The organism is Pseudomonas lurida, from assembly GCF_002563895.1.
GTDB classification, from domain to species: Bacteria; Pseudomonadota; Gammaproteobacteria; order Pseudomonadales; family Pseudomonadaceae; genus Aquipseudomonas; species Aquipseudomonas lurida.
Window position 1 is genome coordinate 6,083,148 of record NZ_PDJB01000001.1, and the last position, 26,179, is coordinate 6,109,326.

The following is a 26,179-nucleotide window of genomic DNA, read 5'->3' on the forward strand; positions in this document are numbered from 1 at the left end:
GGTTATCAAACACGCGAACTGTAAACATTAGTCTCAAACAACCCCGACATCCTGCGGCAAAGTATCAAAACCGGCAAATTTAGATCGAGTGGTACGTCACACTGTCGTTCTGACAGGGCAGAATCCTGCCAGCCTGTTAAAATGCCCGCCCTTTTGAATAACGACTCCCTGAATTCCGTATGTCCCGACTCAATCCCCGGCAGCAAGAAGCCGTGAACTACGTCGGCGGCCCTCTATTGGTGCTCGCCGGTGCAGGCTCCGGCAAGACCAGTGTGATCACCCGCAAGATCGCACACCTGATCCAGCATTGCGGCATTCGCGCCCAGTACATTGTCGCCATGACGTTTACCAACAAGGCGGCGCGGGAAATGAAAGAGCGCGTCGGTACCCTGCTCAAGGGTGGCGAAGGCCGTGGCCTCACGGTGTGCACCTTCCACAACCTGGGGCTGAACATCATCCGCAAGGAACATGTGCGGCTGGGCTACAAGCCGGGCTTCTCGATCTTCGACGAGGCCGACGTGAAGTCGCTGATGACCGACATCATGCAAAAGGAATACGCAGGCGACGACGGCGTGGATGAGATCAAGAACATGATCGGCGCCTGGAAAAACGACCTGATCCTGCCCGCCCAAGCCCTGGAAAACGCACGCAACCCCAAGGAACAGACCGCCGCCATCGTCTACACCCACTATCAGCGCACGCTCAAGGCGTTCAACGCGGTGGACTTCGACGACCTGATCCTGCTGCCGGTGAAGCTGTTCGAGGAACACGCCGACATCCTCGAAAAATGGCAGAACAAGGTGCGCTACCTGCTGGTGGACGAATACCAGGACACCAACGCCAGCCAATACCTGCTGGTGAAAATGCTGATCGGCAAGCGTAACCAGTTCACCGTGGTAGGCGACGACGACCAGTCGATCTATGCCTGGCGTGGCGCCCGTCCGGAAAACCTGATGCTGCTCAAGGACGACTACCCGTCCCTGAAAGTGGTGATGCTGGAGCAGAACTACCGCTCCACCAGCCGCATCCTGCGGTGCGCCAACGTACTGATCTCGAACAACCCCCACGAGTTTGAAAAACAACTGTGGAGCGAGATGGGCCATGGCGATGAGATCCGCGTGATCCGCTGCCGCAACGAAGACGCCGAAGCCGAACGCGTGGCCGTGGAAATCCTCAGCCTGCACTTGCGCACCGACCGGCCCTACAGCGACTTTGCGATCCTGTACCGTGGCAACTACCAGGCCAAGCTGATCGAGCTGAAATTGCAACATCACCAGGTGCCGTATCGCCTGTCGGGCGGCAACAGCTTTTTCGGGCGCCAGGAAGTCAAGGACCTGATGGCGTATTTCCGGCTGATCGTGAACCCGGACGACGACAACGCCTTCCTGCGCGTGATCAACGTACCGCGCCGCGAAATCGGCTCCACCACGTTGGAAAAGCTCGGCAACTACGCCACGGAACGCAAGATCTCGATGTACGCCGCCACCGATGAAATCGGCCTGGGCGAACACCTGGACTCGCGCTTCACCGATCGCCTGTCGCGCTTCAAGCGCTTCATGGACAAGGTGCGCGAGCAGTGCGCCGGCGAAGACCCCATCAGCGCGCTGCGCAGCATGGTCATGGACATCGACTACGAAAACTGGCTGCGTACCAACAGCTCCAGCGACAAGGCTGCGGACTACCGCATGAGCAACGTCTGGTTCCTGATCGAAGCGCTGAAGAACACCCTGGAAAAAGACGAAGACGGCGAGATGACCGTCGAAGATGCCATCGGCAAGCTGGTGCTGCGCGACATGCTCGAGCGCCAGCAGGAAGAAGAAGACGGCGCCGAGGGTGTGCAGATGATGACCTTGCATGCCTCCAAGGGCCTGGAATTCCCCTACGTGTTCATCATGGGTATGGAAGAGGAAATCCTCCCGCACCGCTCCAGCATTGAAGCCGACACCATCGAAGAGGAACGCCGCCTGGCCTACGTGGGCATTACCCGCGCGCGCCAGACCCTGGCCTTCACCTTCGCCGCCAAGCGCAAGCAATACGGCGAAATCATCGATTGTGCCCCCAGCCGGTTCCTGGATGAACTGCCGCCGGACGACCTGGCCTGGGAAGGCAATGACGACACCCCGACCGAGGTGAAGGCCGTTCGCGGCAACACCGCCTTGGCGGATATACGCGCGATGTTAAAGCGCTAGAATCGACTACTTTTTAATCTACTTTCGGCGCGCACCGCGCCATTAGAGGAAGCTTTCCGTGGAAGCACTGCATAAGAAAATTCGCGAAGAAGGCATCGTGCTTTCCGACCAGGTACTCAAGGTCGACGCCTTTCTGAACCACCAGATCGACCCGGCACTGATGAAGCTGATCGGCGACGAATTCGCCGCATTGTTCAAGGACTCGGGCATCACCAAGATCGTCACCATCGAGGCCTCGGGCATCGCCCCTGCGATCATGACCGGCTTGAACCTGGGCGTACCGGTGATCTTCGCACGCAAGCAGCAATCCCTGACCTTGACGGAAAACCTGCTGTCGGCAACGGTGTATTCCTTCACCAAGAAGGTCGAAAGCACTGTCGCGATCTCCCCACGTCACCTGACCAGCAGCGACCGCGTGCTGGTGATCGATGACTTCCTGGCCAATGGCAAGGCGTCCCAGGCGCTGATCTCGATCATCAAGCAGGCCGGCGCAACCGTGGCAGGCTTGGGGATCGTCATCGAGAAGTCGTTCCAGGGCGGGCGTGCCGAGCTGGACGCACAGGGATACCGCGTGGAATCCCTGGCGCGGGTCAAATCCCTCGCCGGTGGTGTGGTCACGTTCATCGAGTAATCGATAACACCCTGATTGTTTGGGGCGGGCACTATCCAACAGGTGGGAGCGAGCTTGCCTGCGACAGCGGAGTGTCAGGCGACAGAGATGTCGCCGGTCAGGCCCTCATCGCAGGCAAGCCCGCTCCCACATTGGTTTTGGGGTGTTTTTAGGGCGCGGTGGCCTGGAGGCCGGCGAGCAGCAGGCGCTGATAGAGGTCTTCTTTCAAACCCTGCGGGTTATCCAACCGCATCCGCTCAAGATGCTGGGTATACGCCTGCGGCTCCGGCGCATCCAGCGCCGCCTTGCCCAACTCCAGAATCTCCGTGAGCTTGAATTTACTCTTGAGCCAGTTCAGCGCCCGCAGCAAGTCCCGCTCCTCATCCGTGAAGTCGCTGCCCAGCGGATATTCCGGGAACAGCCGGCGATGGCGCGCTTGAATAGCCTGCAGCCGCTCCGGCGTGTTGTCGGCAAAGCGCGGATCGAGCCTGAAATCCTTGGGCAACTTGCCCGCCTTTTGCGCCTGCTCGATCAAGTCATCCTGGAAGCGTGAGTCGGTGACATTGAGCAACGCTTCGATCACCTTGGCATCGGTCTGCCCACGCAAGTCGGCAATGCCGTACTCGGTGATGACAATATCCCGCAGGTGCCGAGGAATCGTGCAGTGGCCGTATTCCCACACGATGTTGGAACTGACCTCGCCCGCCGATTCGCGCCAGCTGCGCAAGATCAGGATCGAGCGCGCACCTTCCAGGGCATGGCCTTGGGCAACGAAATTGTATTGCCCGCCCACGCCGCTGAGCACCCCCCCGCCTTCAAGCTGGTCCGCCACGCCCGCCCCCAGCAAGGTCACCATGATCGCGCTGTTGATGAACCGCGCATCCAGGCGCTGCAGGCGCTTGAGTGCTTCCTGGCCGTACAGCTCGTTGATGTAGCTGATGCGGGTCATATTGAATTCGAGGCGCTTGGCGTGGGTCATTTCCTGCAGGCGCTGGTAAAAACTTCTCGGGCCCAGGAAGAACCCGCCGTGGATCGAGATGCCGTCGGGCTGCGCAGCATCGTCGAGCGTGCCGGCGTTAGCCCGCTCCTGCGTCGCCACATCCGGGTAGACCTTGCGGCGGATAATCCCCGCGTCCGCCAGCACCAGCAGGCCGTTGACGAACATTTCGCTGCAACCGTAGAGGCCACGGGCGAAAGGATCGACACCGCCTTCTCGGCTGATCAAGGGCGCCCATTGATACACATCGAGGTCTGTCAGCAACAGTCGGTACGCTTCGTTATCCGCCTGGCGCGCCAGCAGTGCGGCCGTCAGTGCATCGCCCATCGAGCCGATGCCGATCTGCAAGGTGCCGCCATCGCGTACCAGGGTACTGGCATGCAGGCCGATAAAGTGGTCCTGGAAACCCACCGGCATATTCGGCGTTGAGAACAGCGTGGTGCTGTCTTTTTCATCGATCAGGTAATCGAAGGCATCCATGCCCAGTTCGGCGTCGCCGGGCATGTAGGGCAAATCGCTGTGAACCTGGCCCACGACCAGTACGGTTTCACCGGCCTCACGGCGCTTGGCGATCATAGGCAGCAGGTCGAGGGTAATGTCCGGGTTGCAACTCAAGCTCAGCCGATCAGGATGTTCGGAGCTGCTGGCGACCAATTGCGCCACCAGGTTCAGGCCTGCGGCGTTGATGTCGCGGGCGGCGTGGCTGTAGTTGCTGCTGACGTAGTCCTGCTGGGCCGACTCGCTGTGGAGCAGGCTGCCGGGCTGCATGAAGAACTGCTGCACGTGGATGTTTTTCGGCAGGCTGTCCTTGTGCAGGTCGGCGAGGAAGTCCAGCTCGGGGTAATCGCCAAACACTCGCTCGATAAACGGTTCGAGAAAGCGCTTCTGCAAGCCATCGCCCATCTTCGGGCGGCCCAGGCTCAACGCGGTATAGATCGTCAGCGCCCGCTCGGGCATCTTGGCGATCCGCCGATACAGCGCGTTAGCGAACAGGTTCGGCTTGCCCAGGCCAAGTGGCATGCCCATGTGGATATGCGCCGGCAACCGCTCCAGTACATCGTCAACTGCTTGCTCGATTGAACACAACTGCACCATCCGACCCTCCTGAACATTCCATGATTAGGGGTTGGACCGAGCTTGCCGGGTCTTTGCTGCAAAGAATAGCCTTGAGGCGTAAATAGCGGGCACAAAAAAGCCGCTCGTAAGCGGCATTTTTGGCGAAGATCGGCTGATTAGAGGCCGGACATCTTCTTGATGGCCCCTTTCAGGTCATCGTCCGAGCAGTCAGAGCAAGTGCCTTTTGGCGGCATGGCATTGATACCCGTAATCGCCTTGGCCAGGATGCCATCGAGGCCGCCCTGGTGGTCAGCACGCTCTTTCCAGGCGGCGGTGTCGCCGATTTTCGGCGCGCCCAGCAGGCCGGTGCCATGGCAAGCGTTGCAGTGCTTGGCGATGATCTCATCCGGCGTCTTCGCAGCGCCGCCGCCTGCGGCTACCGCCACTTCCATGCCTTTGCATTCCTGGCCCTGGACGCAAACCTGTCCGACAGGCTCCAGGCGCTTGGCAATCTCATCATTGGTCGCAGCTTGAGCGCTGACAGCCCATAGGGCCAGTACGGTTGCTGGTGCAGCCAGCATTTTCATAATTAGGTTCACGCGTTCACCCTCAATGGTGGCTATTCACGCCTGCGGCCACGGTTTCGCAGGCGGCGAAAGTATAACGGTTAGCCCGCCCGGCCGAAACAACCCTATTAAATAAAGGGAGATTCGGCCTCACGGATACTGCTGCGGGTGTCTCTGCAACGCTGGCAGGACGCCTCTTCTGTTAAAAGTTCGCGGGTGTGGCTGCGCTGATTAGTCGCGCCGGCACGTCGAACGGGTTGCGAAAACGGTGGGGCTTGGTGCTTTCAAAGTAGTAGCTATCGCCAGCTTCGAGCACAAAAGTTTCAAGACCGACCACCAACTCCAGGCGACCCTCCACCAGAATCCCGGTTTCCTCGCCTTCGTGGGTGAGCATTTCTTCGCCCGTGTCGGCGCCCGGTGGGTAGATTTCGTTGAGGAACGCAATCGCCCGGCTGGGGTGTGCGCGGCCTACCAGTTTCATGGTGACGGCGCCGTCAGAGATGTCGATGAGCTCATTGGCTTTATAGACGATCTGCGTCGGTATTTCCTGGAGGATTTCCTCGGAAAAGAACTCGACCATCGACATGGGGATGCCGCCCAGCACCTTGCGCAAGGAGCTGATCGAGGGGCTGACACTGTTTTTTTCGATCATCGAAATGGTGCTGTTGGTGACACCCGCGCGCTTGGCGAGCTCGCGCTGGGAAAGACCCTTCAGTTTACGGATGGATTGCAGTCGTTCGCCGACGTCCAATGCAGGAGCCTCCTAGGATTCAGGCTTTGTTGTAATTGAGCGTTATCATGGCGACAGCGTTCAGTATTTACAACACTTGGGCCTAAATCCCGGGCGCTTGCGTTCGTACCTGCCGGTCAAGCCCCGGAATAGAGCCTTGGCACGCGGCGCAGGTTGCAGAACAACTGATAGGGAATGGTCTCGGCAGCCACCGCGACGTCACTCGCGAGGATGTTCTTGCCCCACAGCTCCACCGTGGAACCGAGACCGGCCTGAGGCACGTCCGTCAGGTCGATGCACAGCATGTCCATGGACACGCGACCCAGCAATTGGCTGCGTTGCCCGGCGACCAGCACCGGTGTGCCCGTCGGTGCGTGGCGCGGGTAACCATCGGCATAACCCATGGCGACTACGCCGATCCGCATGGGTTTTGGCGTGATGAACTTGGCCCCATAGCCCACCGGCTCACCGGCTGGCAGTTCACGTACGCAGATAACCTTGGACTCCAGGGTCATCACCGGCTGCAAACGCGAGGCCACGGCCTGGTCTTCGCCAAAGGGCGTAGCGCCGTAGAGCATGATGCCGGGGCGCACCCAATCGCTGGACACCTCCGGCCAGCCCATCACCGACGGTGAGTTGCGCAGGCTGACCTCGGCCGACAAGCCCTGGCGCGCGGCGTCGAACACCGCCACCTGTTCATTACTGCGCACGCAGTCAAGTTCATCGGCGCGCGCAAAGTGGCTCATCAGCACGATCTTGGCCACTTTGCCGCTGGCCAGCAGGCGCTGATAGGCCTCCTGATAATCCTTGGGATGCAGGCCAACACGGTGCATGCCCGAGTCAAGCTTGAGCCAGATGGTCAGCGGCGTGTTCAAGGCGGCCTGCTCGATAGCCTCCAGTTGCCACAGCGAATGCACCACGCACCAGAAATCATGCTCGATGATCAGCGGCAGCTCGTCGGCCTCGAAAAAGCCTTCCAGCAGCAGCACCGGCGCGCGAATCCCGGCGGCACGCAGTTCCAGGGCTTCTTCGATGCAGGCCACGGCAAACCCGTCCGCCTCGGCTTCCAGCGCCTGGGCCACACGCACGGCGCCATGGCCATAGGCATCGGCCTTGACCACGGCGAGGGCCTTGGCCCCCGTGACTTCACGGGCCAATTGATAGTTATGGCGCAGGGCTTGGAGGTCGATCAGGGCACGGGCAGGACGCATGGCGGCAGGCTTCTAGGCGGCAAGTGAAGAAAAAACCGGTACCGACCGACAGCTTCGGTACCGGGAGAGGGATCGTTGTTTAAGGCAGTGCCGCCACGACGGACAGCTCTACCAGGATCTGCGGTTCGCACAGCTTGGCTTCAACCGTGGCACGGGCCGGAGCAACGCCCTTGGGCAGCCACTTGTCCCACACCGCGTTCATGCCGGCGAAATCCGCGTCGATGTCTTTCAGGTAGATCGTCACCGACAGCAGTTTGGTCTTGTCGGTGCCGGCCAGGTCCAGCAAGCGCTCGATATTGGCCAGGGTTTCACGGGTTTGCTGCTCAATCCCGGCGTTCATGTCGTCGCCGACTTGCCCGGCCAGGTACACGGTACCGCTGTGGACAACAATCTGGCTCATGCGCTCATTGGTGAGCTGGCGCTGGATTGACATGTTTTGCGGACTCCTGGTGGTTGCCATAACGGGAAATATCGAGGCCCTCAGCACTGATCTGCGGGGTTTTCTTCGCCATCAGGTCGGCGAGCAAACGCCCGGAGCCACAGGCCATGGTCCAACCAAGGGTGCCGTGGCCCGTATTCAGGAACAGGTTCTTGAACGGGGTGGCACCGACAATCGGCGTGCCGTCGGGTGTGGTCGGACGCAGGCCGGTCCAGAAACTGGCTTCGGTCAGATCGCCGCCCTGAGGATAAAGGTCGTTGACGATCATCTCCAGGGTTTCGCGTCGGCGCGGGTTCAGCGACAGGTCAAAACCGGCTATTTCAGCCATACCGCCAACGCGGATGCGGTTGTCGAAACGCGTGATCGCGACCTTGTAGGTTTCGTCGAGAATGGTCGAAGTCGGCGCCATCGCCGGGTTGGTGATCGGCACGGTCAGCGAGTAACCCTTGAGCGGGTACACCGGTGCCTTGATCCCCAGCGGCTTGAGCAACTTCGGCGAGTAGCTGCCCAGGGCCAGCACGTAGCGGTCGGCGGTTTCCAGCTTGCCATCGATCCACACGCCGTTGATGCGGTCACCGGCGTAGTCGAGGCGCTGGATGTCTTGTTCGAAGCGGAACTCCACGCCCAACTGCTTGCACATGTCGGCCAGGCGAGTGGTGAACATCTGGCAGTCACCGGTCTGGTCGTTAGGCAGGCGCAGGGCACCGGCAAGGATATCGGTGACGCTGGCCAGGGCCGGCTCAACCCGGGCAATACCGGCGCGGTCGAGCAGCTCGAACGGCACGCCAGACTCCTTCAACACGGCGATGTCCTTGGCAGCGCCATCAAGCTGTGCCTGGGTGCGGAACAGTTGCGTCGTACCGAGGCTGCGGCCTTCGTAGGCAATGCCGGTCTCGGCGCGCAGTTCGTCGAGGCAGTCGCGGCTGTACTCGGACAGGCGCACCATGCGCTCCTTGTTCACTGCATAGCGGCTGGCGGTGCAGTTGCGCAGCATCTGCGCCATCCACAGGTACTGATCGATATCGGCGGTGGCCTTGATCGCCAGCGGCGCATGACGTTGCAGCAGCCACTTGATGGCCTTGAGCGGCACGCCCGGCGCCGCCCAGGGCGAGGCATAGCCCGGGGACACCTGGCCGGCGTTGGCGAAACTGGTCTCCATGGCGGCAGCAGGCTGACGGTCGACCACGACGACTTCAAAGCCGGCCCGAGCCAAATAGTAGGCACTGGTCACACCAATGACGCCGCTACCCAAGACCAGAACGCGCATTTTTATATCCTCATCGCGGGCATGGCCGCTGACGTGTGTTGTTCGAGCAATGATGAGCGCAGTGTAAAAAACAATTGCCAGTGCATTTCACTATATAACTGCCTATATTTGGCGACAATTCTCGGCAAAAAACCTTTTCACAGAGGCGTATCCCCTATGCGTACCAACACCCAGACCAAGCGGGAGCTGGACAAGATCGACCGCAACATCCTGCGAATCCTGCAAACCGATGGGCGCATTTCGTTCACGGAGTTGGGAGAGAAGGTTGGGCTGTCGACAACGCCGTGCACCGAGCGGGTCCGCCGGCTGGAGCGCGAAGGGATCATCATGGGCTATAACGCACGCCTCAATCCCCAGCATTTGAAGGGCAGTTTGCTGGTATTTGTCGAGATCAGCCTCGATTACAAATCCGGCGACACGTTCGAGGAATTCCGCCGCGCGGTGCTGAAACTGCCCCATGTGCTGGAGTGCCACTTGGTGTCGGGTGATTTCGACTACTTGGTGAAGGCGCGGATTTCCGAGATGGCGTCGTACCGCAAATTGCTTGGCGATATCCTGCTCAAGCTGCCCCATGTGCGCGAGTCGAAGAGTTATATCGTGATGGAAGAGGTGAAGGAGAGCCTGAACCTGCCGATCCCGGATTGACTAACGCAACACGGTCAACTGTGGGAGCTGGCTTGCCTGCGATGGTGTTACATCAGCCAGCCTCTGTTTCGACTGGCACGCCACAATTGCAGGCAGGCCAGCCCCACATTGTTGACCGCGTACGCTCGCTAGACCAGCACCTGCCGGGTGCTTGCCATGTATTCGTGGATCTGTTTTTCCACCCGTGGGTGAATCAGCTCGACAGGCCTGCGCCCATTGGGGCACGGCAGGGTCTTGGTGGTGCCGAACAGCCTGCAGATCAGCGGACGTTCGTCATACACCGTGCAACCCTTCGGCCCCAGGTGCACGCAGTTCAGCTCATCCATGGCCGCATCTTGCTCGGCAGCGGTCTTGCGCGGCAGGCGCGACATTTCTTCGGGCGAGGTGGTCACCGGACCACAGCAATCGTGGCATCCAGGGACGCACTCGAACGATGGAATCTGCCTGCGCAGTGCGCTGATCTTCTGACTGTTGCAACTCATCGAAACACATACCGAACGGCGAATAGGCGTGGATTCTGCCGCAAAACGCCCTGCGCAGACAGCTTCGTCCGACCGCTGTATCCTGCGTCAAATTTTCCAAACAGGGATGCTCCCCATGACCGCCAGCGCCCGGCACACCACGTCCTACTACGCCGCCAGCAGCGTACCCCAACCCGATTACCCGATGTTGACGGGCGAAATGACGGCGGATGTGTGCGTGGTGGGAGGCGGTTTTTCCGGGCTGAACACGGCATTGGAGCTGGCCGAACGCGGATTCAGCGTGGTGCTGCTGGAAGCGCGCAAGATCGCCTGGGGCGCCAGCGGGCGTAACGGCGGCCAGTTGATTCGCGGCGTCGGCCATGGCCTGGACCAGTTTGCCAATGTGATCGGCACCGAGGGTGTACGCCAGATGAAACTGATGGGCCTGGAAGCCGTGGAGATTGTGCGTGAGCGCGTCGAACGCTTCCAGATCCCCTGCGACCTGACCTGGGGTTATTGCGACCTCGCCAACAAACCGCGCGACCTGCAAGGCCTGGCCGAAGACGCCGAAGAACTGCGCAGCCTCGGTTACCGCCATGAAGTGCGTCTGCTGCAGGCCAGCGAAATGGGCAGCGTGATCGGCTCCTCGCGCTACGTGGGCGGCATGATCGACATGGGCTCCGGCCACCTGCACCCGCTCAACCTGGCCCTCGGCGAAGCCACCGCCGCGCAGCAATTGGGCGTGAAACTGTTCGAGCACTCTGAAGTCACGCGCATCGACTACGGCCCCGAAGTCAACGTGCACACCGCCAAGGGCAACGTACGCGCCAAGACCCTGGTACTGGCCTGCAATGCCTACCTCAATGGCCTCAACCCGCACCTGGGCGGCAAAGTGCTGCCCGCCGGCAGCTACATCATCGCCACCGAGCCCTTGAGCGAAGCCCAGGCCGCCAACCTGCTGCCGCAAAACATGGCAGTATGCGACCAGCGTGTCACAGTGGACTACTTCCGGCTTTCCGCCGACCGGCGCCTGCTGTTCGGCGGTGCCTGCCATTATTCGGGTCGCGACCCCAAGGACATCGGCGCCTATATGCGTCCGAAAATGTTGCAGGTATTCCCGCAACTGGCGGATGTGAACATCGACTACCAATGGGGCGGCATGATCGGCATCGGTGCCAATCGCTTGCCGCAGATCGGTCGCCTGGCCGACCAACCCAACGTGTATTACGCCCAGGCCTACGCCGGCCATGGTCTCAATGCCACGCACCTGGCGGGCAAGCTGCTGGCCGAAGCCATCAGTGGCCAGCAACAGGGGCGTTTCGACCTGTTCGCCCGGGTGCCGCATATCACGTTCCCAGGCGGCAAGCATCTGCGCTCACCGCTGTTGGCATTGGGGATGCTCTGGCACCGACTCAAAGAGCTGGTCTGATCAATCGCGCCAGAACGGCTTCAGACCTTCCTGGCGCGCCTGTTCAGCGGTCAGCCCAACATCACGCAGTTGCTCGCGGGTCAGCTGCAATAACGCCTTGCGCGTGTGAAGCCGCCGCCAGAACAGGCTCCAGCGGCTGATGTCGCGTGGCGCCGTCGCCCGCACTTGCTCAGCCTCCAATTCCTGACTGTGTAACGTCAGCCGCACATCGCTCATACCGTTCATTTTGCTGCCCCTCATTGGCATGGTTGCCTTGAGTGCCAAGCATGGGCGTGCGGCCAAAACCATTACAGATTCAACCGACCTTTATTAAATCCATACAGATACTGCCACTGAAGGGCTGAATCCTGTATTTTCTCCTTATCTGTACTGGTCCCCTGGGAGCGACCGCCATGACCCTTTATGTGAATCTCGCCGAGTTGCTGGGCACGCGTATCGAACAGGGCTTCTATCGCCCCGGCGATCGTTTGCCCTCTGTACGGGCGTTGAGCGTGGAACATGGGGTCAGCCTGAGCACTGTGCAGCAGGCCTATCGCTTGCTGGAAGACAACGGCCTGGCGATGCCCAAGCCGAAATCCGGCTACTTCGTCCCGGTCGGCCGTGAGCTGCCGGCCCTGCCCGAAGTCGGCCGCCCGGCCCAACGACCGGTGGAAATTTCCCAGTGGGACCAGGTGCTGGAGTTGATACGCGCAGTGCCGCGCAAAGATGTCATACAGATGGGCCGCGGTATGCCGGATGTATTGTCGCCCACGATAAAGCCGTTGCTGCGTAGCCTCGCCCGCGTGAGCCGCCGTCAAGACCTGCCCGGCCTGTATTACGACAATATTCTCGGCTGTATGGAATTGCGCGAGCAGATCGCGCGCCTGTCATTGGATTCCGGCTGCCAGCTGACAGCCGAGGACATCGTGATCACTACCGGCTGTCATGAGGCGCTGTCCGCCAGCATCCATGCCATTTGTGAGCCGGGAGATATCGTCGCGGTGGATTCGCCAAGCTTTCACGGCGCCATGCAGACCCTCAAGGGCTTGGGCATGAAAGCCCTGGAAATCCCTACCGACCCGATCACCGGCATCAGTCTCGAAGCCCTGGAACTGGCCTTGGAACAGTGGCCGATCAAGGTCATCCAGCTGACACCCAACTGCAACAACCCCCTGGGCTACATCATGCCGGAGGCCCGCAAACGAGCGCTGCTGACCCTGGCCCAGCGCTTTGACGTGGCAATCATCGAAGACGACGTGTATGGCGAACTGGCCTACAGCTACCCGCGCCCGCGCACCATCAAGTCCTTCGACGAAGATGGCCGAGTATTGCTGTGCAGCTCGTTCTCGAAAACCCTGGCCCCCGGATTGCGCATCGGCTGGGTTGCGCCTGGTCGCTATCTGGAACGGGTGCTGCATATGAAATACATCAGCACCGGCTCTACCGCCACGCAGCCGCAGATCGCGATTGCCGAGTTCCTCAAAGGCGGTCACTTCGAACCCCACTTGCGACGGATGCGCACGCAATACCAGCGCAATCGCGACTTGATGCTGGACTGGGTCAGCCGCTACTTCCCGGCAGGCACCCGCGCCAGCCGGCCCCAGGGCAGTTTCATGCTGTGGATCGAGCTGCCCGAAGGCTTTGATACGCTCAAGCTCAACCGCGTGTTGATAGAGCAAGGTGTACAGGTGGCGGTAGGCAGCATCTTTTCAGCCTCGGGCAAGTACCGGAACTGCCTGCGCATGAACTACGCTGCCAAGCCAACCGCGCAGATTGAAGAAGCCGTGCGCAAGGTCGGCGCAGCGGCGAACAAGATGCTCGCTGAGGCGGCCGACTGACCTTTCGCGGGAAATTGCCGTCATATGCCGACAAACGCCCCCATCTGGAAGCCACTCCCTTGATGACTCAACGGCTATTACCGTTTTTCCTGTTGGGAGCCCTGGCCCTGGGTGGCTGTGCCACTGTCAACGCACCGCGCATCCCCAGTGACGCCCTCCCCGCCGCACAGTCGTCGTTCGGTCGTTCGATCCAGGCCCAGGCCGCGCCGTACCAGGGGCGTTCGGGTTTCCGCCTGCTGCCCAACAGCAGCGAAGCATTCATGGCCCGCGCCGAATTGATCCGCAACGCCCAGACCAGCCTCGACCTGCAGTACTACATCGTGCACGACGGCATCAGCACCCGCATGCTGGTGGACGAACTGCTCAAGGCTGCCGACCGTGGCGTGCGGGTACGCATCCTGCTGGACGACACCACCAGCGACGGCCTCGACCAGATCATCGCTACCCTTGCCGCCCACCCCAAGATCGAGATACGCCTGTTCAACCCCTTGCACCTGGGGCGCAGCACAGGCGTGACGCGCGCCATGGGGCGACTGTTCAACCTGTCGCTGCAACATCGGCGCATGCACAACAAGCTGTGGCTGGCGGACAACAGCGTGGCCATCGTCGGCGGGCGCAACCTGGGGGACGAGTATTTCGATGCCGAGCCCAACCTGAACTTCACCGATATCGACATGCTCAGCGTGGGGCCGGTGGCCGAGCAACTGGGACACAGTTTCGACCAGTACTGGAACAGCGCACTGAGCAAGCCCATCGATGACTTCGTCTCCGATATGCCATCCAAAGGCGACCTGGCCACTGCGCGCATGCGCCTGGAAGCGTCGCTGGCCGAATCGCGCCAGCAGAATCACGCGCTTTACAACCGCTTGCGCACCTACCAGACCCAACCACGCATGGACACCTGGCGCCGCGAGCTGATCTGGGCCTGGAACCAAGCGCTGTGGGATGCGCCGAGCAAGGTACTGGCCAAGTCCGACCCCGACCCTCGGCTGCTGCTCACGACCCAACTGGCGCCGGAGCTGGAGGGCGTCACCCATGAGCTGATGATGATCTCGGCCTACTTCGTGCCAGGGCAACCGGGGCTGGTGTACCTGACCGGGCGCGCCGATGCCGGTGTGGCGGTGAGCCTGCTGACCAACTCCCTCGAAGCCACTGACGTCCCTGCCGTGCACGGGGGTTATGCACCCTACCGCAAGGCGCTGCTGGAACACGGGGTCAAGCTCTACGAATTGCGCCGCCAACCAGGCGACCCCAGCGCAGGCAGAGGGCCACACCTGTTCCGGCGCGGCACCTTCCGCGGCTCGGACTCCAGCTTGCATAGCAAGGCAATGATCTTTGACCGGGAAAAGTCGTTTATCGGCTCGTTCAACTTCGACCCACGCTCGGTGCTGTGGAACACCGAAGTCGGTGTGCTGGTCGACAGCCCGGAGCTGGCGGAGCACGTGCGCAACCTGGCCCTGCAAGGCATGGCGCCGGCCCTGAGCTATGAGGCGAAACTGCAGGACGGCCAAATCGTGTGGGTGACCGAAGATAACGGCCAGTTGCACACCCTGACCCGCGAGCCGGGCAGTTGGTGGCGACGGTTCAATGCCTGGTTCGCCACCTCCGTCGGCCTGGAACGCATGCTCTGAAAACCACACAGGTCAACCGTGGGAGCTGGCTCCCACAGTGAAATGCATGTGCGGGTCAGGCCGGCTGTGCTGCGCCAAACGCCCCCTGGCGCAGCAACAACAGCACCAGGCCCAGGGCACCGGCAGCCATCAGCAACGGCAGTGCATGCCCGCTGATCCACTGGCTGCCGGCGCCGGCCACCAGCGGGCCGATCAGGCAACCGATACCCCACAACTGCGCCACGTGGGCGTTGGCGCGAACCAGCGCATCGTCGCGGTAACGCTCGCCGATCAGGATCAACGACAGGGTAAATAAGCCACCGGCACTCGCGCCGAACACGACCCATACCGGCCAGATCAACAGCGTGTGCATCAGCAGCGGGATCGCCAGGCTCGATGCCAGCAACAACACAGCACAACTCAGGAATAACGTGCGCCGCGGCAGGTAGTCGGCCAGCGCACCGATGGGCAGTTGTAGCAGCGCATCACCGACCACGACCGTGCTGACCATGGCCAAGGCAATCTCGGCGGTGAAACCCTGTTGCAGGCAGTACACCGGCAGCAGCGTCAGGATCATCGCCTCGAATGCGGCAAACAACGCCACCGCCCAGGCAATCGCGGGCAGGCTCAGGCAGAAGCGCCACAGTTGCGCGAACGTCACGCTGAAGGACTCGGCGGTAGGCGCGCCGGAACGGCCCAGCAACAGCAGCGGCGCCATCACCAACAGGCCCACGCCCACCCAGAAGCCGTAGTCATGGTCGGTGCCGATCAAGCCCAACAGCAATGGGCCCGACAGCTGGCTCAAGGCATAACTGCAGCCGTACAGCGCCACCAGCCGACCGCGCCACTGCTCCACGACCAACTGGTTGATCCAGCTTTCGCCGAGGATAAACACAATGGTGAGGATCACCCCGATCATCAGCCGCAGCACCAACCACACCGGGTAATTGGGCAGGACCGCCAGCAAGCCGATGGACACCGCGCCCGCCCACAGGCACAGGCGCATGAGGTTGGCCGTGCCGAGCCATGAAGCCAGGCGACTGGAAATCTTCGCACCGAGCAGTACACCAAAGGCCGGCATCGCCGCCATTACGCCGATGGCGAAACTGCCGTAACCCCAGCTTTCGAGACGCAGGGACACCAGCGGCATGCTGACGCCCAGGGCCAGACCGACGCTGAGCACTGAAGCCAGGACGGCGAAATAAGTCGCCCAACGCATGTCCACGCTCCTGTGGATAATTTTTCCGGGTTGCAAAACGAACGGTAGGAGCGGGCTTGCCGGCGATGCAGGCACCTCAGCGTGTCAGGCACACCTCGGTGATGCTATCGCAGGCCAGCCAGCTCCCACACAAGCTCGCTCCTACAGGGACCAGCGGTGTTGCTTAGAGCTTGATCCAGGTCGCCTTCAGCTCGGTGTACTTATCGAACGCATGCAGCGACTTGTCGCGACCGTTACCCGACTGCTTGAAACCACCAAACGGCGCAGTCATGTCGCCGCCGTCATACTGGTTGACCCACACGCTACCGGCGCGCAGGGCCTTGGCGGTCAGGTGCGCCTTCGAGATATCCGCCGTCCACACCGCCGCGGCCAGGCCGTATTGAGTGTCGTTGGCGATGGTGACCGCTTCCTCGGCGCTGTCGAAGGTGATTACCGACAGGACTGGACCAAAGATCTCTTCCTGGGCGATCTTCATCGCGTTGGTCACACCGTCGAAAATCGTCGGCTCGACGTAGGTGCCGCCCGTTTCTTCCAGGGTGCGCTTGCCACCCGCCACCAGCTTGGCGCCATCGGCATGGCCAGCTTCGATGTACGAAAGCACGGTGTTCATCTGCTGGGTGTCCACCAGCGCACCCACGTTGGTGGCCGGGTCAAGCGGGTTGCCTGGTTTCCAGCCCTTGAGGGCCTCGATCACCAGCGGCAGGAATGTGTCCTTGATAGAGCGTTCCACCAGCAGGCGCGAACCTGCGGTGCAGACTTCGCCCTGGTTAAAGGCAATGGCACCGGCTGCGGATTCGGCCGCGGCTTGCAGGTCCGGCGCATCGGCAAACACGATGTTCGGGCTCTTACCGCCCGCTTCCAGCCATACACGCTTCATGTTCGATTCGCCGGAGCGGATCAACAGTTGCTTGGCGATCTTGGTGGAACCGGTGAACACCAAGGTATCGACGTCCATGTGCAGCGCCAGCGCGTTGCCGACGGTGTGGCCGTAGCCCGGCAGCACGTTGAACACGCCTTTTGGAATACCGGCTTCAACGGCCAGGGCTGCGATGCGGATGGCCGTCAGCGGGGACTTCTCGGACGGCTTGAGGATCACGGAGTTACCGGTGGACAGCGCCGGGCCGAGCTTCCAGCAGGCCATCATCAGTGGGAAGTTCCACGGCACGATGGCGCCGACAACGCCAACCGGCTCACGGGTCACCAGGCCCAGTTGGTCGTGTGGGGTTGCGGCGACTTCGTCGTAGATTTTGTCGATGGCTTCGCCGCTCCAGCTCAGGGCATTCGCCGCGCCGGGTACGTCGATGTTCAGGGAGTCGCTGATCGGCTTGCCCATGTCCAGGGTCTCGAGCAGCGCCAGCTCTTCGGCATTGGCCTTGAGCAACGCGGCGAAACGGATCATGGCGGATTTGCGCTTGGCCGGCGCCAGGCGCGACCACACACCGGAATTGAACGTGGCGCGAGCGTTTTCCACGGCGCGCTGGGCATCGGCGACATCACAGCTGGCAACAGTGGCCAGGAGGCGACCATCGACCGGGCTGATGCATTCGAAGGTGTCACCGGAAACAGCGGCGGTGTATTCGCCATTGATGTAGGCGCGGCCTTCGATCTTAAGATCCTTGGCGCGTTGCTCCCAGTCGGCACGGGTCAGGGTGGTCATGCGAGTGTCCTCCTCTTATTGAATACAAGGGCCAGGCGATGTGCCCCGGCAACCTCAAAGAATGCTTGCCCGGCCAGCCAGCTGTTCGGCTCAAGGCAGCTGCCACCCTAAACCAGCGGCTGGGGATGTTTCAATATATTTGACATAACGCCAGCAAACGCCCTTGCGATGTTCATTTTAATAAACATAGACTTTGGACTCTCCAACCGCAGGCCAGACGGGACACGCACATGAGCATCCAGGACATCGTCGACTTCAGCCAAGCCAGCACGGCCCCAGACCGCTACCGTCCGGCCGCCGAGAAAATCCTCAAGGGCGATCCCGAGCAAACCCTCTACAACCATTACAACAGCCCGTGCGGCCAGATGAGTGCAGGGGTGTGGGAAGGTGAAGTCGGGCAATGGAAGGTCAATTACACCGAGCATGAGTACTGCGAGATTGTGCAGGGCGTATCCGTACTGCGTGATGACGATGGCAACGCCAAGACCTTGCGCGCGGGTGACCGCTTCGTGATCCCGGCCGGGTTCAGCGGCACTTGGGAAGTGCTGGAGCCTTGCCGCAAGATCTACGTGGTGTTCGAACAAAAAGCCTGATCAGCAAATCGCAGGCAAAAAAAAGCCCGGATCGTGAGATACGGGCTTTTTTTCACAAGGAAGAAAATCAATTACTTGATTTTGCCTTCTTTGTAGATCACGTGCTTGCGAACGCGCGGGTCGAACATTTTCTTTTCGAGCTTGTCCGGGGTAGTACGCTTGTTCTTGTCGGTAGTGTAGAAGTGACCAGTACCGGCGCTAGAGATCATTCGAATCAATTCACGCATGATATAGCTCCTTAGATTGTGCCAGCGCGGCGCAATTCAGCCAGCACGACAGTGATGCCACGCTTGTCGATGATGCGCATGCCTTTGGCAGATACGCGCAGACGGACGAAACGTTTCTCTTCTTCAACCCAGAAGCGGTGATGCTGCAGGTTCGGCAGGAAACGACGACGGGTTTTGTTATTTGCGTGGGAAATGTTATTCCCAGTCACCGGACCCTTACCGGTAACTTGACAGACTCTCGACATGCCTCAGCCCTCTAAAACCACATGCCCAACCCGGCATGGGTTGGCCGCTTAATCTCTCAGTCATTTGGCGCCAGGCGCCGCGTTTCTTTAGGGTCTTACCGGCTACACCTACAAGCGAAGGAACCGGGCCCCTAGAAAAGAGCGCTGCTTTATACCAGAAAGACCCCAGTGCAACAACAGCCCGTGTGTTTTTACTGGCGTAAATCTTGGCGGCAGACGCCTGAACCGTTGCCAGGAGGGGCCGCTGTCACAGCCGACCGCTCGTCGCACAGAATGATTTACAGCGCACGCAAGCACGGTGAAGTGCACGACGAAACGCGCTGAGGTGCCATCAAAACAGCATTTGCAGCAAAAGCACAGGCAAAAATGGGCTAGTCATTTACCTATCAGACCACTACGGTAGGACTTTTCCAGACTGCACTCGCAGATGGGCCTTCGATCTGCAAAGGAAACCGAACATGCGCCTCGCTGCCCTACCGCTATTGCTAGCCCCTCTATTTATCGCCCCGCTGGCCTCAGCCGCCAGCACCTTGAGCGTGTGCACCGAGGCCAGCCCCGAGGGGTTCGATGTGGTGCAATACAACTCGCTGACCACCACCAACGCCTCGGCCGACGTGCTGATGAACCGCCTGGTGGACTACGACGCAGCCAACGGTAAGCTGGTGCCAAGCCTGGCGGACAGTTGGGAAGTCTCGCCGGATGGCCTGACCTATACCTTCAAGCTACACCCGCAGGTGAAATTCCATCGCACCGAGTACTTCACCCCAAGCCGCACGCTGACCGCCGAAGACGTGCGCTTCAGCTTCGAGCGCATGCTCGACCCGGCTAACCCATGGCACAAGATCGCCCAGAGCGGCTTCCCCCACGCCCAGTCGCTGCAGCTGCCGACGTTGGTGAAGAAAATCGACGCACTTGACCCACTGACCGTGCGCTTCACCCTGGACCATGCCGACTCCACATTCCTCGCCGCGCTGAGCATGGGCTTTGCCTCTATCTACCCGGCGGAATATGCCGACAAACTGCTCAAGGCCGGCACGCCAGAGAAGCTCAACAGCCAGCCGATCGGCACCGGGCCGTTCATCTTCAGCCGTTTCCAGAAAGATGCCGTGGTGCGCTACAAGGCCAACCCAGACTACTTCGCCGGCAAACCGGCGGTGGATAACCTGATCTTCGCCATTACCCCGGACGCCAACGTGCGCCTGCAGAAGTTGCACCGCGACGAATGCCAGATCGCCCTGTCGCCCAAGCCGCTGGACGTGGGCGAGGCCGAAAAAGACCCGGCGCTCAAGGTGGAAAAAACCGCGGCGTTCATGACCGCCTTCGTCGCCATCAATAGCCAGCACCCGCCCCTGGACAAGCCGGAAGTACGCCAGGCGATCAACCTGGCGTTCGACAAGGGCAGCTATCTCAAGGCCGTGTTTGAAGGCACCGCCGAAGCCGCCAATGGCCCTTACCCGCCCAACACCTGGAGCTATGCCAAGGACCTGCCTGGTTATCCACAGGACCTCGCCAAGGCCAAGGCGCTGCTGGACCGTGCCGGCCTCAAGGACGGTTTCAAGACCACCATTTGGACCCGCCCTACCGGCAGCCTGCTAAACCCCAACCCGAACCTCGGCGCACAGCTGCTGCAGGCTGACCTGGCCAAGGTCGGCATCCAGGCCGAGATCCGCGTGATCGAATGGGGCGAGCTGATTCGCCGCGCCAAAGCCGGTGAACACGACCTGCTGTTCATGGGCTGGGCCGGCGACAATGGCGACCCGGATAACTTCCTGACCCCGCAGTTCTCCTGCGCGGCGGTGAAGTCCGGCACCAACTTCGCCCGCTACTGCGACCCTGCGCTGGACAAGCTGATCAGCGCCGGCAAGACCACCAGCGAGCAAGGCGTGCGCAGCAAGCTGTACCAGCAGGCCCAGGCGCAGATCCAGCAGCAGGCGCTGTGGCTGCCGCTTGCGCACCCAACGGCGTTTGCCCTGGCCCGCAAGAACGTCGAGGGCTACCAGGTAAGCCCGTTCGGGCGCCAGGATTTCTCGAAAGTCAGCATCAAGCCCTAAGCTGCAAGCTGCAAGCCCGTCTTCAGGCTTGCAGCTGCCTCTCCTACATCCAACCGTACTCCGCCATCGACAACGGGTCGCCGTCCCCGACGATGATGTGATCCAGCACCCGCACATCCACCACCTCCAGGGCTTTCTGCAGCAACTTGGTCAACTTTCGATCAGCTGCGCTCGGCTCAAGGCTGCCGGAAGGATGGTTATGACACAGGATCAGCGCCGCCGCGTTGTAGGCCAACGCGCGCTTGACCACTTGCCGGGGGTAAACCATCGCGGCATCAATGGTGCCTTGTGACAACGCCTCGAAACCCAGCACCCTATGCCTTGAATCAAGAAACAGGCAGCCGAAGATCTCATGGGGCTCATGGCGCAGCATGGCCTTCAGATAGTCGCGCACGGCCATCGGACTCTCCAGCACCGAGTCATGTCGCAGGCGCTCGGCCATGTGCCGCTTGGCCATTTCCAGCACAGCCTGCAACTGCGCAAACTTTGCCGGCCCCAACCCCAGTTGCTGGTTGAACAGCGCCTGACTGGCCTCCAGCAGCGGGCGCAAGCCGCCGAATTGCGCCAACAGATGGCGCGCCAGGTCCACCGCGCTCCTGCCGGAAACCCCAGTACGCAGGAAGATCGCCAGCAGCTCGGCATCCGACAGACTCGCCGCGCCCCATTCCAAAAGTTTCTCCCGCGGCCGCTCTGTCGCCGGCCAATCGCGAATACTCATCTCACCTCCCTTCCATATGCGCCATGTGCACCGCTGCTGCCTCGCGGACGCTGTGTTATCGTAGGCCCTCTTTTTTGCATGCGATTTCCCCTGGGGAGGGGGCATCGCAGGCGTCACTGAACTGGCATCACTGAACTGGAAAGGCAAACCAATGCAGCGTCTGTATCGGAAACGCATCGTTCTCGGCGTTGGCGGCGGCATTGCCGCCTACAAGAGCGCAGAGCTGGTCCGCAGGCTTCTGGACCAAGGCGCCGAAGTGCGCGTGGTCATGACGCGCGGCGGCAGTGAGTTCATTACTCCACTGACCATGCAGGCCTTGTCCGGGCACCCGGTTCACCTCGATCTGCTGGACCCTGCGGCCGAAGCCGCCATGGGCCATATCGAGCTGGCCAAGTGGGCCGACCTGGTGCTGATCGCCCCGGCCACCGCCGACCTGATCGCCCGCCTGGCCCAGGGCATCGCCGATGACCTGCTGACCACCCTGGTACTGGCCACCGACGCCACCGTCGCCATCGCCCCGGCCATGAACCAGGCCATGTGGCGCGACCCGGCCACCCAAGCCAACACCCAACTCCTGCAAAGCCGAGGCCTCAAGGTGTTCGGCCCGGCGTCCGGCAGCCAGGCCTGCGGCGACGTCGGCATGGGCCGCATGCTCGAAGCCACCGACTTGGCGCTGTGCGCCGCCGAGTGTTTCCAGCACCTGGCCCTGACCGGCAAGCACGTGCTGATCACGGCCGGCCCGACTCAGGAAAACATCGACCCGGTGCGCTACATCACCAACCATAGCTCAGGAAAAATGGGCTTTGCCCTGGCCGAAGCGGCGGTCGAGGCAGGCGCACGTGTGACCTTGATCACCGGCCCGGTGCATTTGCCGACGCCTGATCGGGTCACGCGAATCGACGTAGTCAGCGCCCGCGACATGTTGGCGGCCTGTGAAGCCGCCATTCCGTGCGACCTGTTCATCGCCTCGGCTGCAGTTGCGGACTACCGCCCGGAAGTCGTCGCCCCGCAAAAACTCAAGAAAGACCCTACAAGCGGTGACGGCCTGCTCCTGCAAATGGTGCGCAACCCGGACATCCTGGCGACCATCGCCACCCGTGCGGACCGTCCGTTCAGTGTCGGCTTCGCCGCCGAGACCGAGCACCTGCTGGACTACGCCGCACGCAAATTGAAAGACAAAAACCTCGACCTGATCGTTGCCAATGATGTCGCCAACCCGAGCATCGGCTTCAACAGTGAGGAAAATGCGATCAGCGTGATCGATCGCGAGCTGCACGCCACCGTTTTCGCCCAGACCAGCAAGGGCAAGATTGCCCGCCAACTGATCTCTTTTATCGCCCAACGGCTGAACCAGGTTTAATTTCCATGCACGCTTTGCAAGCCAAGATCCTCGACCCACGCATCGGCACCGAATTCCCGCTGCCAGCCTACGCCACCCCGGGCTCCGCCGGCCTTGACCTGCGCGCCATGCTCAAGGAAGACACCGTCCTTGAGCCAGGCCAGACCATCCTGATTCCAACCGGCCTGTCGATCTACGTCGGTGACCCAGGCCTGGCGGCACTGATCCTGCCGCGCTCCGGCCTGGGTCACAAACACGGCATCGTGCTGGGTAACCTGGTAGGCCTGATCGACTCGGACTATCAGGGTGAGCTGATGGTGTCTTGCTGGAACCGTGGCCAGACCGCCTTCAACATCGCCGTCGGCGAGCGCATTGCCCAACTGGTGCTGGTGCCGGTGGTGCAGGCACACTTTGAGTTGGTGGAGGAATTTGACGAAACACAACGTGGCGCAGGCGGGTTTGGGCATTCCGGCAGCCACTGACTAAGCTGAAACTGGCCGGGCACCCTGCCCGGCCCGACGCCACCGCAAGGCTTTTCAGGACGAAGAATGCGCGGATTTTATCAGCGAGATTTCCCCATAGAAATCAAAGCGTTACGCAGAAAGAAAGAAGGGGCCAGCGCTCCGATGGCATTTTTGCACCACGAACTCTCTGCCGAAAACACCGTCATACCCTTCAGTTTGAGCCTGCCGGTCAGCCACATTAAGGCCAGCCTTGCCCCCTTCAGATGGAGTTTCCCCCCGCGATGAGTACCGCAGCCCGAGTAGCCCCGACATTCCCCGACAGCATCTTTCGCGCCTATGACATTCGTGGCGTGGTGCCCAAGACCCTCACGGCCGAAACCGCCTACTGGATTGGCCGCGCCATCGGCTCCCAGAGCCTGGCTCAGGATGAACCCAACGTTTCGGTCGGCCGTGACGGGCGACTGTCCGGCCCGGAGCTGGTGGAACAACTGATCCAGGGCCTGGCCGACAGCGGTTGCCATGTGAGTGACGTCGGCCTGGTGCCGACGCCTGCGCTGTACTACGCAGCCAACGTACTGGCAGGCAAGTCCGGGGTGATGCTGACCGGCAGCCATAACCCGTCGGACTACAACGGTTTCAAGATCGTCATCGCGGGCGACACGCTGGCCAACGAACAGATCCAGGCCCTGCACAACCGCCTGAAAACCAACAACCTGACCAGCGGTAAGGGCACCATCACCAAAGTTGACATCCTGCAGCGCTACTCTGACGAAATCACCCGTGACGTCAAACTCGCGCGCCGCTTGAAAGTGGTGGTGGACTGCGGCAACGGCGCCGCCGGCGTGATCGCCCCGCAGTTGCTGGAAGCCCTGAACTGCGAAGTGATTCCTTTGTTCTGCGAGGTCGACGGCCACTTCCCCAACCACCACCCGGACCCGGGCAAGCCGGAAAACCTGGTAGACCTGATCGCCAAGGTCAAGGAAACCGGGGCGGACGTCGGCCTGGCCTTTGACGGCGACGGCGACCGTGTGGGTGTGGTGACGGAAACCGGCGAAATCGTGTTCCCGGATCGCCTGCTGATGCTGTTTGCCCGTGACGTGGTGGCGCGCAACCCCAACGCCGAGATCATCTTCGACGTGAAGTGCACCCGCCGCCTTACCCCGCTGATCAAGGAATATGGCGGTCGCCCGCTAATGTGGAAGACGGGTCACTCGTTGATCAAAAAGAAGATGAAGGAAACCGGCGCGCTGTTGGCCGGCGAAATGAGCGGCCACGTGTTCTTCAAGGAGCGCTGGTTCGGCTTTGACGACGGCATTTACAGCGCGGCGCGCCTGCTGGAGATCCTCAGCAAGGAAAAATCCACCGCCGAAGAGCTGTTCCAGACCTTCCCGAACGATATTTCTACGCCAGAGATCAATATCCATGTGACCGAGGAGAGCAAATTCAGCATCATTGACGCACTGCACGATGCGCAATGGGGTGAAGGCGCCAACCTGACTACCATTGATGGTGTGCGAGTCGATTACGCCAAAGGCTGGGGCCTGGTTCGCGCGTCCAACACCACACCGGTGCTGGTCCTGCGTTTCGAGGCGGATACCGAGGCTGAGTTGCAGCGCATCAAGGACGTGTTCCACGCCCAGTTGAAACGTGTTGCCCCTGATCTCCAATTACCGTTCTGATTTTTTACCGGAGCCCTGAATGACCCTCGAACGCGAAGCCGCTGCCAACACTGCCAAGGTCCTTTCCGAAGCGTTGCCTTACATCCGACGCTACGTCGGCAAGACGCTGGTGATCAAGTACGGCGGCAATGCCATGGAAAGCGACGAGCTGAAAACCGGCTTTGCCCGCGACATCGTGTTGATGAAAGCGGTGGGGATCAACCCGGTGGTGGTCCACGGTGGCGGCCCGCAAATCGGCGACCTGCTCAAGCGCTTGTCGATCGAGAGTCACTTCATCGATGGCATGCGCGTCACTGACGCGCAGACCATGGACGTGGTGGAAATGGTCCTGGGTGGCCAGGTCAACAAGGACATCGTCAACCTGATCAACCGCCACGGCGGCAGCGCCATTGGCCTGACCGGCAAGGACGCGGAGCTGATCCGCGCGAAAAAACTGACCGTAACCCGTCAGACCCCGGAAATGACCCAGCCGGAAATCATCGACATCGGCCAAGTAGGCGAAGTGATCGGCATCAACACCGACCTGCTGAACCTGCTGGTCAAGGGCGACTTCATTCCGGTGATCGCGCCGATCGGCGTAGGCGCCAATGGCGAGTCCTACAACATCAACGCCGACCTGGTGGCCGGCAAGGTGGCGGAAGCATTGAAAGCTGAAAAGCTGATGCTGCTGACCAACATCGCCGGCTTGATGGACAAGGAAGGCAAGGTGTTGACCGGCCTGACGACCCAGCAGGTCGACGAACTGATCGCCGACGGCACCATCTACGGCGGCATGCTGCCGAAGATCCGTTGCGCACTGGAAGCGGTACAAGGCGGTGTGGGCAGCTCGCTGATCATCGATGGCCGGGTACCGAATGCGGTGCTGCTGGAGATCTTCACCGACACCGGCATGGGCACGCTGATCAGTAACCGCAAGCGTCCTTAAACGCTGAAAACAAAAAGGCCCCGCTCAACAGGATT

The 26,179-nt window shown here is 61.1% G+C and carries 24 protein-coding genes and 1 pseudogene; 12 read left to right on the forward strand and 13 right to left on the reverse strand.

Annotation, left to right across the window (positions count from 1 at the left end; genetic code table 11):
* Positions 1-179: 179 nt before the first annotated feature.
* Positions 180-2,189 (forward strand): DNA helicase Rep, encoded by a 2,010-nt coding sequence (rep, locus tag ATH90_RS27865; RefSeq protein ID WP_034110251.1) that lies wholly within the window; start codon positions 180-182, stop codon positions 2,187-2,189.
* Positions 2,190-2,247: 58 nt separating this feature from the next.
* The gene (locus tag ATH90_RS27870; RefSeq protein ID WP_010207474.1) at positions 2,248-2,820 is read left to right on the forward strand and encodes a xanthine phosphoribosyltransferase; all 573 of its coding nucleotides are present in this window, start codon (positions 2,248-2,250) and stop codon (positions 2,818-2,820) included.
* 148 nt (positions 2,821-2,968) lie between these two features.
* Here the strand turns inward: ATH90_RS27870 and ATH90_RS27875 are convergent, their stop codons facing one another.
* The 6 genes from ATH90_RS27875 to dadA form a co-directional block, all read right to left on the reverse strand.
* Complete coding sequence (locus tag ATH90_RS27875; RefSeq protein ID WP_098467571.1) at positions 2,969-4,891, reverse strand: acetyl-CoA hydrolase/transferase C-terminal domain-containing protein; 1,923 nt, start codon at positions 4,889-4,891, stop codon at positions 2,969-2,971.
* A 137-nt stretch (positions 4,892-5,028) separates the two neighbouring features.
* Entirely contained in the window at positions 5,029-5,439 is a 411-nt protein-coding gene (locus ATH90_RS27880; protein ID WP_069078558.1) for a c-type cytochrome, read from the reverse strand.
* 181 nt (positions 5,440-5,620) lie between these two features.
* Positions 5,621-6,169 carry a cupin domain-containing protein gene (locus ATH90_RS27885; protein ID WP_003176893.1) on the reverse strand — a complete coding sequence of 183 codons (549 nt, stop codon included), beginning with the start codon at positions 6,167-6,169 and terminating at the stop codon, positions 5,621-5,623.
* Positions 6,170-6,285: 116 nt separating this feature from the next.
* Entirely contained in the window at positions 6,286-7,359 is a 1,074-nt protein-coding gene (alr, locus tag ATH90_RS27890; RefSeq protein ID WP_034110258.1) for an alanine racemase, read from the reverse strand.
* Positions 7,360-7,438: 79 nt separating this feature from the next.
* A complete protein-coding gene (locus ATH90_RS27895) occupies positions 7,439-7,792 on the reverse strand; it encodes a RidA family protein (RefSeq protein ID WP_034110260.1) in 354 nt (117 codons plus the stop codon).
* Complete coding sequence (gene dadA, locus ATH90_RS27900; protein ID WP_034110261.1) at positions 7,764-9,065, reverse strand: D-amino acid dehydrogenase; 1,302 nt, start codon at positions 9,063-9,065, stop codon at positions 7,764-7,766. The genes ATH90_RS27895 and dadA overlap by 29 nt, the downstream gene beginning before the upstream one ends.
* A gap of 156 nt (positions 9,066-9,221) precedes the next feature.
* On the opposite strand from dadA, the gene ATH90_RS27905 reads away from it, so the two are divergent.
* Positions 9,222-9,710, forward strand: coding sequence for an Lrp/AsnC ligand binding domain-containing protein (locus ATH90_RS27905; protein ID WP_003176896.1), 489 nt, complete (start codon positions 9,222-9,224; stop codon positions 9,708-9,710).
* Positions 9,711-9,838: 128 nt separating this feature from the next.
* On the opposite strand, the gene ATH90_RS27910 is transcribed toward ATH90_RS27905, so the two are convergent.
* On the reverse strand, positions 9,839-10,192 hold the full coding sequence (locus ATH90_RS27910) for a YkgJ family cysteine cluster protein (RefSeq protein WP_098467572.1): 354 nt from the start codon (positions 10,190-10,192) through the stop codon (positions 9,839-9,841).
* A gap of 115 nt (positions 10,193-10,307) precedes the next feature.
* Here ATH90_RS27910 and ATH90_RS27915 point away from each other — a divergent pair, with 115 nt between their 5' ends.
* Positions 10,308-11,600 (forward strand): NAD(P)/FAD-dependent oxidoreductase, encoded by a 1,293-nt coding sequence (locus ATH90_RS27915; protein ID WP_098467573.1) that lies wholly within the window; start codon positions 10,308-10,310, stop codon positions 11,598-11,600.
* Here ATH90_RS27915 and ATH90_RS27920 read toward each other — a convergent pair whose 3' ends face one another.
* A complete protein-coding gene (locus tag ATH90_RS27920) occupies positions 11,601-11,825 on the reverse strand; it encodes a DUF1127 domain-containing protein (protein ID WP_034110266.1) in 225 nt (74 codons plus the stop codon).
* Between the two features lie 167 nt (positions 11,826-11,992).
* Between ATH90_RS27920 and ATH90_RS27925 the strand changes: the two genes are divergently transcribed.
* Both ATH90_RS27925 and ATH90_RS27930 read left to right on the forward strand, forming a co-directional pair.
* Positions 11,993-13,417: an aminotransferase-like domain-containing protein gene (locus tag ATH90_RS27925; RefSeq protein WP_034110267.1), complete on the forward strand. Its 1,425-nt coding sequence runs from the start codon at positions 11,993-11,995 to the stop codon at positions 13,415-13,417.
* Between the two features lie 62 nt (positions 13,418-13,479).
* Entirely contained in the window at positions 13,480-15,048 is a 1,569-nt protein-coding gene (locus ATH90_RS27930; protein ID WP_098467574.1) for a phospholipase D family protein, read from the forward strand.
* 55 nt (positions 15,049-15,103) lie between these two features.
* On the opposite strand, the gene ATH90_RS27935 is transcribed toward ATH90_RS27930, so the two are convergent.
* Positions 15,104-16,246, reverse strand: coding sequence for an MFS transporter (locus ATH90_RS27935; RefSeq protein WP_034110271.1), 1,143 nt, complete (start codon positions 16,244-16,246; stop codon positions 15,104-15,106).
* A gap of 163 nt (positions 16,247-16,409) precedes the next feature.
* Positions 16,410-17,903: an aldehyde dehydrogenase gene (locus tag ATH90_RS27940; protein WP_098467575.1), complete on the reverse strand. Its 1,494-nt coding sequence runs from the start codon at positions 17,901-17,903 to the stop codon at positions 16,410-16,412.
* A 230-nt stretch (positions 17,904-18,133) separates the two neighbouring features.
* On the opposite strand from ATH90_RS27940, the gene ATH90_RS27945 reads away from it, so the two are divergent.
* The gene (locus ATH90_RS27945; RefSeq protein WP_034110275.1) at positions 18,134-18,496 is read left to right on the forward strand and encodes a cupin domain-containing protein; all 363 of its coding nucleotides are present in this window, start codon (positions 18,134-18,136) and stop codon (positions 18,494-18,496) included.
* Positions 18,497-18,567: 71 nt separating this feature from the next.
* Here ATH90_RS27945 and rpmG read toward each other — a convergent pair whose 3' ends face one another.
* Both rpmG and rpmB read right to left on the reverse strand, forming a co-directional pair.
* Complete coding sequence (rpmG, locus tag ATH90_RS27950) at positions 18,568-18,723, reverse strand: 50S ribosomal protein L33 (protein WP_003176906.1); 156 nt, start codon at positions 18,721-18,723, stop codon at positions 18,568-18,570.
* 11 nt (positions 18,724-18,734) lie between these two features.
* Complete coding sequence (gene rpmB / locus ATH90_RS27955; protein ID WP_010207494.1) at positions 18,735-18,968, reverse strand: 50S ribosomal protein L28; 234 nt, start codon at positions 18,966-18,968, stop codon at positions 18,735-18,737.
* Between the two features lie 458 nt (positions 18,969-19,426).
* Here rpmB and ATH90_RS27960 point away from each other — a divergent pair, with 458 nt between their 5' ends.
* Entirely contained in the window at positions 19,427-21,019 is a 1,593-nt protein-coding gene (locus tag ATH90_RS27960; RefSeq protein WP_034110276.1) for an ABC transporter substrate-binding protein, read from the forward strand.
* A 43-nt stretch (positions 21,020-21,062) separates the two neighbouring features.
* Here the strand turns inward: ATH90_RS27960 and radC are convergent, their stop codons facing one another.
* The gene (radC, locus tag ATH90_RS27965) at positions 21,063-21,737 is read right to left on the reverse strand and encodes a RadC family protein (RefSeq protein WP_034110278.1); all 675 of its coding nucleotides are present in this window, start codon (positions 21,735-21,737) and stop codon (positions 21,063-21,065) included.
* A 151-nt stretch (positions 21,738-21,888) separates the two neighbouring features.
* Between radC and coaBC the strand changes: the two genes are divergently transcribed.
* From coaBC to argB, 4 genes and pseudogenes are all read left to right on the forward strand, one after another.
* Entirely contained in the window at positions 21,889-23,097 is a 1,209-nt protein-coding gene (gene coaBC / locus ATH90_RS27970) for a bifunctional phosphopantothenoylcysteine decarboxylase/phosphopantothenate--cysteine ligase CoaBC (protein WP_010207499.1), read from the forward strand.
* Between the two features lie 5 nt (positions 23,098-23,102).
* A complete protein-coding gene (gene dut, locus ATH90_RS27975) occupies positions 23,103-23,558 on the forward strand; it encodes a dUTP diphosphatase (protein WP_034110280.1) in 456 nt (151 codons plus the stop codon).
* A 239-nt stretch (positions 23,559-23,797) separates the two neighbouring features.
* A pseudogene (locus ATH90_RS27985) lies at positions 23,798-25,219 on the forward strand (phosphomannomutase/phosphoglucomutase); the annotation flags it as partial.
* Positions 25,220-25,238: 19 nt separating this feature from the next.
* Entirely contained in the window at positions 25,239-26,144 is a 906-nt protein-coding gene (gene argB, locus ATH90_RS27990; RefSeq protein ID WP_034110286.1) for an acetylglutamate kinase, read from the forward strand.
* Positions 26,145-26,179: the final 35 nt, after the last annotated feature.

What these genes read in the sequence shown, in the direction of transcription:
- ATH90_RS27960 (WP_034110276.1), top strand. Translation starts at nt 19,427, where the DNA reads ATGCGCCTCGCTGCCCTACCGCTATTGCTAGCCCCTCTATTTATCGCC.
- radC (WP_034110278.1), bottom strand. Translation starts at nt 21,737, where the DNA reads ATGAGTATTCGCGATTGGCCGGCGACAGAGCGGCCGCGGGAGAAACTT.
- ATH90_RS27935 (WP_034110271.1), bottom strand. Translation starts at nt 16,246, where the DNA reads ATGCGTTGGGCGACTTATTTCGCCGTCCTGGCTTCAGTGCTCAGCGTC.
- dadA (WP_034110261.1), bottom strand. Translation starts at nt 9,065, where the DNA reads ATGCGCGTTCTGGTCTTGGGTAGCGGCGTCATTGGTGTGACCAGTGCC.
- ATH90_RS27915 (WP_098467573.1), top strand. Translation starts at nt 10,308, where the DNA reads ATGACCGCCAGCGCCCGGCACACCACGTCCTACTACGCCGCCAGCAGC.
- ATH90_RS27905 (WP_003176896.1), top strand. Translation starts at nt 9,222, where the DNA reads ATGCGTACCAACACCCAGACCAAGCGGGAGCTGGACAAGATCGACCGC.
- ATH90_RS27875 (WP_098467571.1), bottom strand. Translation starts at nt 4,891, where the DNA reads ATGGTGCAGTTGTGTTCAATCGAGCAAGCAGTTGACGATGTACTGGAG.
- ATH90_RS27880 (WP_069078558.1), bottom strand. Translation starts at nt 5,439, where the DNA reads ATGAAAATGCTGGCTGCACCAGCAACCGTACTGGCCCTATGGGCTGTC.
- ATH90_RS27895 (WP_034110260.1), bottom strand. Translation starts at nt 7,792, where the DNA reads ATGTCAATCCAGCGCCAGCTCACCAATGAGCGCATGAGCCAGATTGTT.
- ATH90_RS27910 (WP_098467572.1), bottom strand. Translation starts at nt 10,192, where the DNA reads ATGAGTTGCAACAGTCAGAAGATCAGCGCACTGCGCAGGCAGATTCCA.
- rpmG (WP_003176906.1), bottom strand. Translation starts at nt 18,723, where the DNA reads ATGCGTGAATTGATTCGAATGATCTCTAGCGCCGGTACTGGTCACTTC.
- ATH90_RS27930 (WP_098467574.1), top strand. Translation starts at nt 13,480, where the DNA reads ATGACTCAACGGCTATTACCGTTTTTCCTGTTGGGAGCCCTGGCCCTG.
- alr (WP_034110258.1), bottom strand. Translation starts at nt 7,359, where the DNA reads ATGCGTCCTGCCCGTGCCCTGATCGACCTCCAAGCCCTGCGCCATAAC.
- argB (WP_034110286.1), top strand. Translation starts at nt 25,239, where the DNA reads ATGACCCTCGAACGCGAAGCCGCTGCCAACACTGCCAAGGTCCTTTCC.
- rpmB (WP_010207494.1), bottom strand. Translation starts at nt 18,968, where the DNA reads ATGTCGAGAGTCTGTCAAGTTACCGGTAAGGGTCCGGTGACTGGGAAT.
- ATH90_RS27945 (WP_034110275.1), top strand. Translation starts at nt 18,134, where the DNA reads ATGAGCATCCAGGACATCGTCGACTTCAGCCAAGCCAGCACGGCCCCA.
- ATH90_RS27940 (WP_098467575.1), bottom strand. Translation starts at nt 17,903, where the DNA reads ATGACCACCCTGACCCGTGCCGACTGGGAGCAACGCGCCAAGGATCTT.
- coaBC (WP_010207499.1), top strand. Translation starts at nt 21,889, where the DNA reads ATGCAGCGTCTGTATCGGAAACGCATCGTTCTCGGCGTTGGCGGCGGC.
- ATH90_RS27920 (WP_034110266.1), bottom strand. Translation starts at nt 11,825, where the DNA reads ATGAACGGTATGAGCGATGTGCGGCTGACGTTACACAGTCAGGAATTG.
- dut (WP_034110280.1), top strand. Translation starts at nt 23,103, where the DNA reads ATGCACGCTTTGCAAGCCAAGATCCTCGACCCACGCATCGGCACCGAA.
- ATH90_RS27925 (WP_034110267.1), top strand. Translation starts at nt 11,993, where the DNA reads ATGACCCTTTATGTGAATCTCGCCGAGTTGCTGGGCACGCGTATCGAA.
- rep (WP_034110251.1), top strand. Translation starts at nt 180, where the DNA reads ATGTCCCGACTCAATCCCCGGCAGCAAGAAGCCGTGAACTACGTCGGC.